Origin of the sequence: Arthrobacter sp. 2RAF6, assembly GCF_052115205.1 — a bacterium.
In the GTDB taxonomy this organism is placed as follows: domain Bacteria; phylum Actinomycetota; class Actinomycetes; order Actinomycetales; family Micrococcaceae; genus Arthrobacter.
Map to the genome: position 1 here is coordinate 118771 of NZ_JBFRGF010000006.1, position 12266 is coordinate 131036.

Below are 12266 nucleotides of genomic sequence, written 5' to 3' on the forward strand. Positions count from 1 at the left end.
GTTTTCTTATGCCCCGCAACGGGGAGAAGGAAGCAATTACCATGCCTGAACCCATTACCCCTCCCGCTCCGCTTGACGCCGATCCGGGCGCAGCGAATGGCGATGACACTCCACCCGATGGCGCTGCATCTGACGCTGATGGTGACGCCGATGCGGATCCTGATGGCTCCGACGCGCTAGGCGAACCCGGCAAGCGTGCCCTTGACACCATGAAAGCCAAGCTTGCGGCCGAGAGGGCGAAGGCCAAGGCTGCGCTTGATGAACTTGCTGCGCTGAAGGCTCCGAAGCCGGGGGATGAGAAGACAGCGGAGGACTGGCAGCGTGAGGCTGACGCCCGCGCCATGTCCAAAGCCAATGAGCGCGTGTTGCGGGCTGACCTGAAGCTCGCCGCGAAAGATCTGCTCATCGACCCCACGGACGCGCTCCTGAACCTGGATCTTACCCAGTTCGAGGCTGACGCTGACGGGGAGTTCGACCCGGAAGAGATCGCTGATGCGCTCAAAGACTTGGTGAAGCGTAAGCCTCACCTTGGAAAACTCTCCGCGCAAAGCGGAGGCCCGCGTGTGCCCAAGGTTCCTGCGGATCCGGCCAACCTGCCGAAAACCCCCCTGACGCTGGACGAGCAAATCGCCGCAGCGAACAAGGCGGGCGATGTCATGAGGGTCATTTCACTGCAAAACCAGAAACTCGCAAACCGCGAGTAAACAACAATCCCCTTTAGGAGGATTCCTTGTCCGGAATCACAGGGTTGGGCACAACCTATAACCTGCCCAACTACACAGGTGTCTTGCACCAGCTTTCCCCCACGTCCACACCGTTCTTCTCCACCATTGGTGGCTTGTCGAACGGTGGCGGTCAGGTCACTTCCACCGAGTTCGAGTGGGAAGCCTACGACCTTCGCATCCCCGGCCAGAACACCGCGTTGCAGGGTGCTACTGCCCCGAATGCGCAGAACCGTGTCCGCCAGAACGTGACCAACGTGGTTCAGATCCACCAGGAAAAGGTCTCCGTTTCGTACACCAAGCAGGCCGCTTTTGGTCTGAAGGCTGGTACGAACAACGATCAGACCAACCCGATCCTGAACGAGGTTGACTGGCAGACCCGCCAGATGCTGACCCAGATGGTGCGTGACGCCAACTGGTCCTTCATCAACGGTGTTTACCAGAAGCCGACCGACAACACCACGGCTGCTCGCACCCGCGGTCTGCTGCCGGCCATCCAGACCAACCGGTCTGCGCAGTCTGACGCTGTCTCGTACACGGGCGCCACGTCCGCGACTGACACGATCACTGTCACTCACGCCCTGGCTGTGAATGACAAGATCATTTTCACCGCGAACACTGGCGCGGCTCTGACTCTTGGGCGCACCTACTACGTCGTTGCCGTGTCCACTACGGTTTCGTTCAAGGTGTCCCTGACCAAGGGCGGCACCCCGATCACTGTGGGCACCGGTTCGGGCATCAACCTGACCCGTGGTTCCGCTACGGCGGTCACCCGTGATCAGGTCAACGGCCTTGCGCAGCAGGTCTACGACAACGGCGGCATCAACGATGAACTGTCGGCGGTGTTCCTTGTGAACTCCACTCAGAAGGTCAACCTGTCCAAGGCGTACACCACGCAATTCCAGGACGACAACCGCACTATGGGCGGTGTCAGCATGTCCACGATCATTACGGACTTCGGCACCCTCGGCGTGATGGTTGACCGTGCTGTGCCGCAGGACACCATTGCTTTGGTGTCCCTTGGCGAGTGCTCCCCGGTTTACCTTGAGGTTCCGGGTAAGGGCCACTTCTTCGCTGAGCCTCTGGCGAAGACCGGTGCGTCTGATGATGTGCAGCTCTACGGCGAAGTTGGTCTCGCGTACGGCGTGGAGACATCTCACGGCATCCTGACTGGCTGCTCCCTCTAACCGGATTGGAGGCCAGTAATTATGGCTCGTTTTGCTGAGGTTGCTGACCTCCAAGCCCGGACGAAGGTGGTTTACGCCGGGGCGGACATCGCGTGGGTTCAAACCTTGCTTGATGACGCTTCGGCGCACCTTCGGGACATTCTTGGGTGGCAGGTTTTCCCTGCCGCCCAAGTGTCCTATACAACAAAGGTTTGGGCGGGGATTTTCAACCGTCTCCCTATCCAGCCTGTAATTTCGTTGGATTCCGTGAGCATCCCGAACACGTTCATGACGTATGACGTTTATGACGGCGGGTTCGAAACGGACACGAACGGTATCGCTACGATCACGTTCACTGCCGGGTACGCTGCGGCGCCTCAGTCGCTCGTGTCCTGGTGCTGCGTGCTGGCGGCGCAGGTCATTGACGCTGTGACGAAGCTGGGCATGTTGGGTAACGGCGGGCTCTCGTCGGTGTCCATCGATGACTTCAAGCTGGTGTGGTCACAGAGCGCCGAGAACGGCTTGGGTGGTTACACCCTCCCTGACCGTGTTGTCGCGCAACTCCGCGCAGCGTATGGCACCACAGCGTATGTGACAGGTTCCGCATGAGTACCGCAGCGGCACTGACTCTTGCTGGCCGTAAGTGGCATGAGTCGATGATGGATGACACGTGCACGATCACGAGGGCTAGCGCGAATGGGGCGGTAATCCCATCAAACGGGCAGCCCCCTATTGATGGTCTGGAACCGGCGTCTGGTTTGTTGGATGAGACGACTGGTCTTTATCCGGTGAACCCGGTGACTATTTATGCGGGTCCGTGCAGGGTGGTTGTGCAGCCGCGTCCGCCGAAGGACACGAACGCTATTGGTCAGGTTGAGGCTGTGACGAATGCACGTCTTGATCTGCCTGTGGTTGCGAGTGCGAACGTGCGTGATGGGGATGTGGTGGTGTTTAACACTTCCGTTGACCCTGGCCTTGTTGGTGCGCGGTATAGGTTGCGTGGCCTTGCTGGTCAGACGCATGGTACGGCGCGGCGTTTCTTTGTGGAGGCGTACACGTGAGTTTCAGTATCGAGGTTAACGGGATTGAGCGCGTGATCGAGGGCTTGAAGCTCACCGATCAGGCTGTGGGCCGGAATGTGACGAAGGCTGTTGAGGTCACTTCGCGGCATGTGAAGGATGACGCGAAGAAGAACGCACGCGAAGTTCTTGGCCCGTATGTCAGGCACCAAGCATCGACTTACCAGTACGAGATCAAGCACCCGTCGAAGGGTGTTGTTGAGGGTTGGATTGGTCCGGTGAAGGGTTGGAAGCAGGCGGCGATTCCGTTGGAATACGGGACGCCGTTTACTGGTGCGAAACCGGCCCTTGAGCCTGCCCTTGCTGGGAACGTCGAGGATCTTGTGAAGGGCGTCAACATGGCTGTTGGTGAGGCGATATGATCCGTGCGCACAAGGCGGCGTTGCTGGCGAGGTTGCGTGCTGATCCGGCGATGGTGGGCAAGGTCATTGACGGGCTTGTTGATCCTAATGCTGCCCCGGTTCTCCCGCCGTATGTTGCTGTGACCGTGGCTACCAACCATTTCGATGCTGAGCGGGAGTCATCCGAAACCCCGACGATGCTTGAGTTTCGGGTCACGGCCCACAGTGTGGGTGTTGACACGGATCAAGCCGGGTACTTCTCCGAGCATGTGATCGGGCAGTTCGCCGGCTGGCGTCCTGTTGTCACGGGTTGGGCACCTAGCGCGGTCAAGCATTACCGTTCGATGCCTGCCATGCCTGACACGTCGGTGAACCCGGCACCGCAATACATCACGGATGTTTTCACGCTCACGTCCCGCCGAGCAACCTAATCCTTTTCCCAATTCTTAGCGCCTCCATGGGGCGCATTTTTTATGCCCTTTGGAGGCACCACATGGCACTGATCCCAGTGATCAATAACCACACGGGCGACGAAGGCGAGGTTGACGAAACCTGGCTGGAGCGATGGCCCGAAGACTTCACCCCGCTTGACCCGGAAGTTGCCGCGCACATAGCCGAGCTACTGGCTGCCGGTGCTGCGCAGGCACTCGAAGAAGACCCAGCGTCGGAATCCCCGGCGACGGAAGAACCGCCGTCTGACGGCACCACAAAGGAGAACAACTAATGGCTCTTGAAGCTACCCCACTCTCCGTAGCGTCTGACGGCAACCTTCTGGTGCTGTTCGTCCCTACGGGCAACCCGCTTTCCGTGGCGAACCTGACCGCGGGCACCACGAAGGCAATCACCTATTCCCTGACCCCGTCTGGTTTCAACCGGGCCACGTCTCAGGAAATGGTGCAGGATGACCGGCTGACACTGGTTCAGTACTTGCAGAACCTTGGCCGCGTCAAGGAATCCCTTGACGTGACGTACATCTTCGGTGACGCCGGCGATGTCGCGAGCGCTGCGATGACTCAGGGTACTTCGGGCTGGATTGTTGTCCGGTACGCGGTCCCCAACGCTACCGCACTGGCGACCGGTCAGAAGGTTGACGCGATCCCGGTGAAGTGCGGCATCCAGGAGAAGAGTGCACCGACCGCGAATGGCGTGTTCACGAAGAAGCAGATGCTTGCCATTACTGGCGCTGTTCTGACTGACGGCATCCTCGTCGCCTAACAAGCCCCTGCCGCCCGTGCGTTGTGGGACCGCGGGCGGCAGGCCCCACCTGTCCCACTCAGAACCATTGAGAGGCATCACTTATGCAGGCCACTTCTGTTCCTACTCTGGCTGGCACGGCCCCGACCTATGCCACCCCCACAACTTCGGATACTGCCCCGGTTGGCACGGTCCTGATCGTGAAGAACGGTTCGGGTTCGCCTATCACTGTGACTCTGGCGTCTCCGAAGACGTTGGAGACCGGTGACGCGTACCCGTCGAAGGTCATCACTGTTGCTGCTGGTGGTGAGGCGTGGATCCCGGTGTTGAAGGTTTACGCAGCCGTGTCCACGCAGCTCGCCACGATCACGTACTCGTCTGTCACTACGGTGACTGCCGCCGTGATCATGTACACCCCCGTCTAAAAGTCTTACCCAGTCCCACTACCCACACTTTAGGAGTCCCACATGTCGAAGTTGCGTAAGAGCCTGGACAAGGCAAGTTTCCGGTATGAAGACGTTGATGTTTGCCTCAATGGTGAGGCGAGTGTTGAGCGTGACCGGTTGTATAGGGAGTTGGGTGACGCTGCTGATGGCCCGCGTACCACGATGGGTCCGATAGCTGCGGTTGCCGAGGTGCAGGCAAAGATTGATGCGCTCGAATCGGAGATGCGCGATGACCTTGTGACTCTCCGGTTCCGTGCCCTGTCGTTTGACCGTTGGAACGGGATCATCGCGTTGCGTCCGCCGCTTGAGGGTGTGGCGGTTGACGCCCGTAAGGGGTACAACACTGTTGCGGTGACTAAGGCTGCGGCTGAGGCCGGCGGGTGGCTGGTTGACGGTGACACGACCGAGAGCATCCCCGCTGATGAGTGGGCTGACTTGTGGGAGAACCTTTCCGGTGGGGACTTTGACCGGATCTGGGGTGCTGTTACCCGGCTGAATGAGACTGATGGTTGGGCTGGGGTGGGGTTCCTAAAAAAAGACTCCACGAAGACGCCCGACTCTACCGGGATGTCAGACTTGCCCGCGACCTCGGAATAGCCCCTAAGCGGTTGTGGGGGTGGGAACCGACCACGCATTACGAGTATGACGATGACGGCGTGCTCGTGTCTTCCACCCCTGAACCTGAGTTTGACGCGTCGCAGTACGAGTTGCTGGCGGCGTTGGTGGATTACGAAGCGGACCTCGGCCCGCACGGGCAGCTACTCAGTGAGGCCGTCTCACCTGACGCTGACCCTGGCAACGCCAAACGCAAGTACAGGTTTGTTGCTGGGATTGAGAATGCCCCCGGCTTGCCGCTCGTGGACTACGCAGCACAGGCACGCGATCAAGCATCTGAGGCGTATTACAAGCAGTACCCGGACGCCGACCGTGCAGGGCACGTCTGGATCGTCCGGAAAGTTGAAGGCTAGCGGCTTTCGAGGGCGGCAAGAACCCGGCGAGCGAATCCAACCCCCGCGACGACAAGACCCACAACGACTATCGCTGCGGAGAACGCGGAAATGCTTCCACTGCCGATGATCCCGGCGATCAAAAGGATCGCACCAATGACGGCGATCACCAGGCCTGCACCAGTCAAGCGCGATCCTGGCTTCCGTACCCCAGTGTCAGTTGTCATGCGGTGATCCTAACAGGATCCGCCCAAATTAAATAGGAGTCCCGCCTTGGCAAATGACCATGTGATTGATGTTGTTGTCCGGGCGGACACGACAGCCCTGTCTCGGGGTTTGCACGAGGCCGAGACAAGTCTGAATGGGACGGGTGCTGGTTTCTCCCGGTTGGGGCAGGCTTCCGGCGATGCTTCGCGCCAAACCCAGGGCTTCATGGAGTCTAACAAGAAGAACATGGAGACCGTTGGTAAGGGCGCGGCGATCATGGGCGGCGCTATCCTGGCCGGTATCGGCGTGGCTGTTGCGGCGTATTCGGAGTTCGCTGGCCGCATGGCTCAGGTGCAGTCGTTGTCGCACGCTTCGGCGGGTGAGATGGACGTACTCACCAAGTCAGCCCTGACTATGGGTACGGCGTTTGGTTTGTCTGCGAATGATGTTGCTGACGCTGAGATTGAACTGGTGAAGGCTGGCGTGTCCGTGAAGGACATGATTGGCGGCGCACTACCGGGTGCCTTGGCGCTGGCGGCGGCTGGTCAGATCGACGTGGGCAAGGCGACTGAGATCGCGACTATCGCGCTCACTCAGTTCAACTTGTCCGGTAAGGATGTCCCCCACGTCGCTGACCTTCTGGCCGCTGGTGCTGACAAGGCCCTTGGCGGCGTAGAGGATCTCGGCTACGGGCTGAAGCAGGGCGGTCTGATTGCGGCACAGTTCGGGCTGACAATTGATGACACTGTTGGCACCCTGTCTGCGTTCGCTAATGCGGGCCTGTTGGGTGCTGACGCCGGTACTTCCATGAAGACCATGTTCCTGTCCCTTGCTTCCCCGTCGAAGCAGGCCCAGAAGGTGCTGGACGAGTACAAGATTTCCGCCTACGACTCCAGGGGTGCATTCGTTGGTGTGACTGACCTTGCGGGTCAGTTGCATGACAAGCTTGGCAATCTTTCGGATGCTCAGCGGAACGCGGCCCTGTCAACGATTTTCGGTACGGATGCTATGCGTGCCGCGTCTGTACTCATGAAGGAAGGATCTACTGGGATCCAGCAGTGGATCAAGGACGTAAACGATCAGGGGTTCGCGGCTGCCCAAGCCGCAGGAAAAATGAACTCCCTGCAAGGCGACTTCAAGAAGCTTCAGGCAGCGGTCGAAACCGGAATGATCCAGATGGGCTCCGCGGCTGATGGTGCTTTACGGCCCGCGGTGAAAGCCATCACGGACGTGATTACCGGCTTCAACAAGATGGACCCCGCCGCGCAGGGAGCCATTATGACTTTCGCGGCGGTCTCGGGCGGGGTGCTGCTTGCCGTGGGCGGGCTGCTTACCTTCATTCCGAAAATCCACGAGTCAATCGAGGCCTACAAAGCTTTCCGTACGGCGATAGCTACGGCCAGTCCTGGCATGCAGTCCGCGCTTACCGGCCTTGGGAAGGCCGCTGGTGTTGCTGCGGCAGCGTTCGCCATCCTTGCCACTGCTGCCGCTTTGGGAAATGCGATGGCCCCAGCCATCAAGGGCGTGGAGGAAACAACGCAGGCCCTTTTGAAGATGCAGAACGCAAGTACTGCATCGGTGGACGGGCTGTTCAAGGGTCTCAGGGCCGGTGGCCATGTCGATGACATCAACGGTATCGGTGATGCCCTGAACCGTATCAACAACATGAACTTCGACCAGACCGTGAATAAGTGGTTCAACGATGTGGCGAAGATCCCGGACGCACTAAAGACGACACGTGATCAGTTGGATCAGGTTGACGGGTCGTTGGCGAACTTCGCGAACTCGGGCAGCTTTGAGGTTGCATCGACCAACTTCCACAAGATCGCAGTGGAGGCTGACAAGCACGGTGTCTCACTGGCGACAACAGCCAAGTCGTTCCCGCAGTACATGGATTCGCTCCGTAAGTATGCCTCGGAGATGAAGGTTTCACTGACCGATCAGGAGCTTCTTGATCTTGCGGTGGGGCGTATCCCTCAGACGATGAAGGACGCGCAGGCATCCACCGAGGGTACTGCGAAGGCCACTGAGCTTGCGGCTAAGGCCTCGGCTGAGCAGGCGAAAGCACTTTCGGATGTTGGCATCTCGGCGCAGGGAACCGTCGTTGACTTGGACAAGCTTGTAACTTCAATGGTCAACTCCGGGCTTATCCAGTTGTCCGCGAATGACGCGTTGCGTAATTACTACGCGTCACTTGATGCGGTGGATGCTTCGATCAAGCAGAACGGCAAGTCCCTTGATATCCACACGGAGAAGGGCCGCGCTAACCAGAAGGCCCTTGATGATGTAGCGAGTTCTTCACTGGCACTGGTCAAGGCGAACGCGAAGAACGGCGACTCCCAAGAGGAACTGAGCAAGAACCTCAACACCTCATACAACGATCTCCTTGCCAACTATGCGGCCTTCGGGATCACTGGTGACGCGGCGGACACCATGGCCCGTAAAGCCTTGGGTATCCCGAAGGATGTCAACATTGACACCGCGATCCAGAACTATGCGGATTCCATGGCGAAGCTGAATGGCATCCGTCAGGGTGTTGACGCGATCCGGGATTACAAGGAAGTCGCGATCCACGTGCAGTACACGGAGTCTGGTACGGCTGTCCGTGACCGTGCTTCGGACGCTGGCACGGCGGGCGCTTCGGTGCAGGCTTTCGCTACTGGCGGTGCGGTGACCGGCGCTGGTTCGAAGGGCGTTGACTCTATCCGATCCGTGTTGGCCCCTGGTGAGCACGTGCTGTCCGATTCGGATGTGGATGCGATGGGTGGTCAGGCGGCTGTGTACGCGTTCCGTAAGCAGTTGCACAACGGCGGTGGCGGTGTGCGCCCAATGTATGCGGCTGCTGCCCCCGCGGCGCCGGTCATGACTCAACTCTCTAACGGCGGGGACATGCAGATGACGGGAACCCTTGTGCTGGATTCGGGCGAGGTCATGGGCACTTTCCGCGGTATCGCACGGCAGGCCGCTGCCGGTGCTATCAGTGCAGCGAACAGTGACGCGAATAGGAGGGCTGCTCGATGAGTGTTGTTACGCGCACGAACCGTGTCACGAACCCTAAGTGTGGTACGAACGCGACCGGCTATAGTGCGGTTGCGGGTACTGGTGGTACTGCCACGGGTGCCCGGAATACCGGCACTGGCTTTACGGGTGTTGCCGGGTTTTACCGGGTGTCATGGACGGTAGCGACAACCGCCGTCTCGGGCGGGGCCTCATACCTGCAAACCGGATTGTCAGCTTCGACGCAGTATTCGACGGCTGTTGTGGTTCGGTGTTCGAAGACGCAGAGCGTTTCGTTGACTGCCCAGTTCCAGGACAACACGTCAACGAACGTCGGCTCACAGTTTACTTCCACCACTACGGCCTTGACCGCTAACGTCTGGTCCGCGCCGATCCCCATCAACGGGCCTACTTCGGGTGCCGGTGTTGATCGTGTTGTGTTGCAGGCTGTCGCGACATCCGGGTTCGGCGTGAACTGGGCTAACGGTGACACCCTCGATATCGGGTTCCTGCTGCTTGAAACAGGGGCGACCGCGGGCACGGTTTTCGACGGATCCTATGTGAACGCCAACTCCGTCATGTACGCATGGACCGGCACGGCGGACGCTTCGACCTCCGCGGCGACCACCTACACCCCTGCGATTGCGCTTGTCACGAAGCCCACGTTTGATCCGTGTCCCCGTGTGGAAGTCACGATCAGTGATGTCACCCCCACGGATAACGTGGTGAACGTGTGGCGGACTGCTGACGGCAAACGTCAGGCGGTGCGTGGGGCCCGGAAGTGGACCGTCAACGGATCCAACTTCGTCATCGACTACGAGGCCCCGCTAGGTCAGATGATCGCCTACGACCTCGAAGTTACCTCGGGCCTCAATAACGGCGTGGGTGTGACGCAGCAAACCACTACGGTCAGTGCAGCGTCGGGTTGCATCCAGGATCCTTTGGTGCCGTCCTCGGCCATCCCGATCTACGGGGACATCGGCCCGAACGGTGAGCCGGCATTACGCGGTCAAGCGTTGCAGGACTTTGAATACGCCGCGGGTGTGACGATGGTGGAGATCCTTGGTTCCCCTGACCCTGTTGCCCTGATCGGGCAGAGGCAAACTGCGGGGAACGTTGACCTGTCCATGATCACCGCGGCGGCTCAGCAGACAACGGACCTCCGCAATCTACTCATGCAAGCCGGGGTTCTGCTCGTGCGACCTATCGCACCGTGGGATTCGGAGTTGCCGGGCCTGTGCTACATCGCGCCGAAGTCCGCTATCGAGCAACCGTTCGACACGAAGTGGGGCGGCGAGATAACGAACTGGGCTATCAAGTCACCGCTTGTCGCTGCCCCGTCGATGAACGTTCTAGTACCCGTCTGGACATACGGGACGGTAGCGGCGTTGTGGGCCACGTATCAGGCGGCGCAAACAGCGTTGGCTTCCAAAACCTATCTCGATGTGTTGAAGAGCCCTTCGGGCGTCTAACGAAAGGGTTCACATGCCTACGGCAGATTCCGTTTTTTCCGGGACGATCACACAGTCAACAGTGGCGACAGTCTCAAAAGTCCTCAATTCTGACGCGGATTGGGTGGCGATCATCCTGAATGTCACGGCCATGTCCGGTGCGGGCGCTTCGGCGGCGTTCCGTATTCAGTGGTCCCTTGATGGGTCCACGTGGGCTGAGGCTTCACCTGCTGATGCTTTCGCGCCGATCACCGCGCCTACGTGTGTGGTGCAGCGGTTTACGGCGAAGGCGAAGTATTGGCGGGCTGTGTGTGATTTGTCTGGTGCTAGCCCATCGTTTACGGGTTCCGCGAACTCCTACAGCTAAGGGCGGTGTTTGATGCGTCAGGTTGATGCGAACACTGTTGCGGCGCTCACAGGATCCAGAAGCGGCGACTCACTCACGGTGTGGGCTTGGTATGGTGGGCGGCTCGCTAACCCTGACCCGTTGCCGATATCTTCGGCCCGGTTCGGGTGGGACGCCACACGGCAAATCCAAACCCTTTCCCTATCTGTCGATGATAAGGACGGGGAACTTGCCCCCTGGCTGTTGGAAGACACCCTCGGTGTGGGTGGTGCCCGGTTGCAGGTCATCTACAACGTGGGCGGCGCGGGCAGTATCAATATGGGCTGGTACCGGGTTACGACCTCGAAGCCGGTTGAGTCGTGGATTGCTTACACGATCAGCGAGGCGGGCACGGTCACACCTGACACCCCTGTTGCCCCTGACACCCGGCTCGCGCATGTTAGTGGCGGTGCTGAGGTTCAGGTGGACGCCGAAGACCTTGGCACCGTTATTGCTAAGGCGCAGTTCCCGGCCCCTGAGTCCCCTGTGGGGGTGTCTCCGACGATCGTCGGGGAGATTACCCGCATCATCGGGGATATCTGCCCTGTGGTCACCACGGCGGACGTTGTTGATGCTTCGGTGAATTCGACGCTGGTGTATCAGGGTGACCGGTTGAACGCGGTCCAGGATCTATGTAAACGCATCAACTGCGATTATAGATTCAACGGGGCAGGCCAGTTCGAGGTCTACCCCCTCACCCCGCAAACCCCTGTGGCGACGCTCAAGGGCGGCGCTGAGGGGTTGCTGGTCCGGGTGGATAGGGAACAAAAGTACGACAGCCTGTTCAATGAATTTTACGCCGAGGGTCAGTTGCAGACCACGGATTCAAAGGGTTCCTCAACGCAGGTTCCGATCCGGGGTTATGCGGCGATCACGGCAGGCCCTTTGCGGGTGAACGGTCCGCACGGGCGCTACCCGAAGTTCTATAGCTCCACGATGTTGACGACTCAGGCTGAGTGTGATGCGTACGCGAAGACGATGCGTGACACGCAGTTGGCGGGGTTGACCACTGATCTTGTGGTGACGTGCCTGCCGTTGCCGTATGTGCAGCAGGGCGATTGGGTGACGGTGTATAACGCCCTTGTTGGTGGGCGTGTGATTGCTGTCATTGGCCGCGTGAAGACCATGAGTCTGGGGTTCAGTTCCGGCGCCCCGGAGAAGATGGTCCTCACTGTTGAGTGTTCCTACTCGGATGTGCAGGCCGCGTTCAGTGGCGCGTCGAACCTTAGCCTTGCTGGTCCGGTGGTTCAGTCGGGTGTTGTGAGGCGTAACCCTTTGATGCCGGGGTTGTTCTTGTCTCCTGGCCCGTTCCTGCAACCCGAATACTAACC

The 12266-nt window shown here is 59.5% G+C and carries 15 protein-coding genes; 14 read left to right on the forward strand and 1 reads right to left on the reverse strand.

Annotated elements, in window-relative coordinates; all coding sequences use genetic code 11:
* Positions 1-41 precede the first annotated feature (41 nt).
* From AB4Z38_RS07085 to AB4Z38_RS07135, 11 genes are all read left to right on the forward strand, one after another.
* Positions 42-704, forward strand: a complete 663-nt coding sequence (locus AB4Z38_RS07085; RefSeq protein ID WP_441429064.1) for a hypothetical protein — start codon at positions 42-44, stop codon at positions 702-704.
* A 26-nt stretch (positions 705-730) separates the two neighbouring features.
* Entirely contained in the window at positions 731-1909 is a 1179-nt protein-coding gene (locus tag AB4Z38_RS07090; RefSeq protein WP_441429065.1) for an SU10 major capsid protein, read from the forward strand.
* Positions 1910-1930: 21 nt separating this feature from the next.
* Complete coding sequence (locus AB4Z38_RS07095) at positions 1931-2497, forward strand: hypothetical protein (RefSeq protein WP_441429066.1); 567 nt, start codon at positions 1931-1933, stop codon at positions 2495-2497.
* Positions 2494-2949 (forward strand): DUF6093 family protein, encoded by a 456-nt coding sequence (locus AB4Z38_RS07100; RefSeq protein WP_441429067.1) that lies wholly within the window; start codon positions 2494-2496, stop codon positions 2947-2949. Before AB4Z38_RS07095 ends, AB4Z38_RS07100 begins: the two co-directional genes overlap by 4 nt.
* On the forward strand, positions 2946-3329 hold the full coding sequence (locus tag AB4Z38_RS07105) for a hypothetical protein (protein WP_441429068.1): 384 nt from the start codon (positions 2946-2948) through the stop codon (positions 3327-3329). The genes AB4Z38_RS07100 and AB4Z38_RS07105 overlap by 4 nt, the downstream gene beginning before the upstream one ends.
* A complete protein-coding gene (locus tag AB4Z38_RS07110) occupies positions 3326-3739 on the forward strand; it encodes a hypothetical protein (protein ID WP_441429069.1) in 414 nt (137 codons plus the stop codon). Before AB4Z38_RS07105 ends, AB4Z38_RS07110 begins: the two co-directional genes overlap by 4 nt.
* A 62-nt stretch (positions 3740-3801) precedes the next feature.
* Positions 3802-4032, forward strand: coding sequence for a hypothetical protein (locus AB4Z38_RS07115; protein ID WP_441429070.1), 231 nt, complete (start codon positions 3802-3804; stop codon positions 4030-4032).
* The gene (locus AB4Z38_RS07120; protein ID WP_441429071.1) at positions 4032-4523 is read left to right on the forward strand and encodes a phage tail tube protein; all 492 of its coding nucleotides are present in this window, start codon (positions 4032-4034) and stop codon (positions 4521-4523) included. Before AB4Z38_RS07115 ends, AB4Z38_RS07120 begins: the two co-directional genes overlap by 1 nt.
* An 83-nt stretch (positions 4524-4606) precedes the next feature.
* Positions 4607-4927: a hypothetical protein gene (locus AB4Z38_RS07125; protein ID WP_441429072.1), complete on the forward strand. Its 321-nt coding sequence runs from the start codon at positions 4607-4609 to the stop codon at positions 4925-4927.
* 42 nt (positions 4928-4969) lie between these two features.
* Positions 4970-5545, forward strand: a complete 576-nt coding sequence (locus AB4Z38_RS07130) for a hypothetical protein (protein ID WP_441429073.1) — start codon at positions 4970-4972, stop codon at positions 5543-5545.
* 65 nt (positions 5546-5610) lie between these two features.
* Entirely contained in the window at positions 5611-5916 is a 306-nt protein-coding gene (locus tag AB4Z38_RS07135; protein WP_441429074.1) for a hypothetical protein, read from the forward strand.
* Here AB4Z38_RS07135 and AB4Z38_RS07140 read toward each other — a convergent pair.
* Positions 5913-6122, reverse strand: coding sequence for a hypothetical protein (locus tag AB4Z38_RS07140; protein ID WP_441429075.1), 210 nt, complete (start codon positions 6120-6122; stop codon positions 5913-5915). The two genes, AB4Z38_RS07135 and AB4Z38_RS07140, sit on opposite strands and share 4 nt — an antisense overlap.
* Positions 6123-6348: 226 nt before the next feature.
* On the opposite strand from AB4Z38_RS07140, the gene AB4Z38_RS07145 reads away from it, so the two are divergent.
* The 3 genes from AB4Z38_RS07145 to AB4Z38_RS07155 all read left to right on the forward strand — a co-directional run bounded on the left by AB4Z38_RS07145 (position 6349) and on the right by AB4Z38_RS07155 (position 12264).
* Positions 6349-9123, forward strand: a complete 2775-nt coding sequence (locus AB4Z38_RS07145) for a phage tail tape measure protein (protein ID WP_441429076.1) — start codon at positions 6349-6351, stop codon at positions 9121-9123.
* A gap of 272 nt (positions 9124-9395) precedes the next feature.
* A complete protein-coding gene (locus tag AB4Z38_RS07150; RefSeq protein ID WP_441429077.1) occupies positions 9396-10571 on the forward strand; it encodes a hypothetical protein in 1176 nt (391 codons plus the stop codon).
* A gap of 358 nt (positions 10572-10929) precedes the next feature.
* Complete coding sequence (locus AB4Z38_RS07155) at positions 10930-12264, forward strand: hypothetical protein (RefSeq protein WP_441429078.1); 1335 nt, start codon at positions 10930-10932, stop codon at positions 12262-12264.
* Positions 12265-12266: the final 2 nt, after the last annotated feature.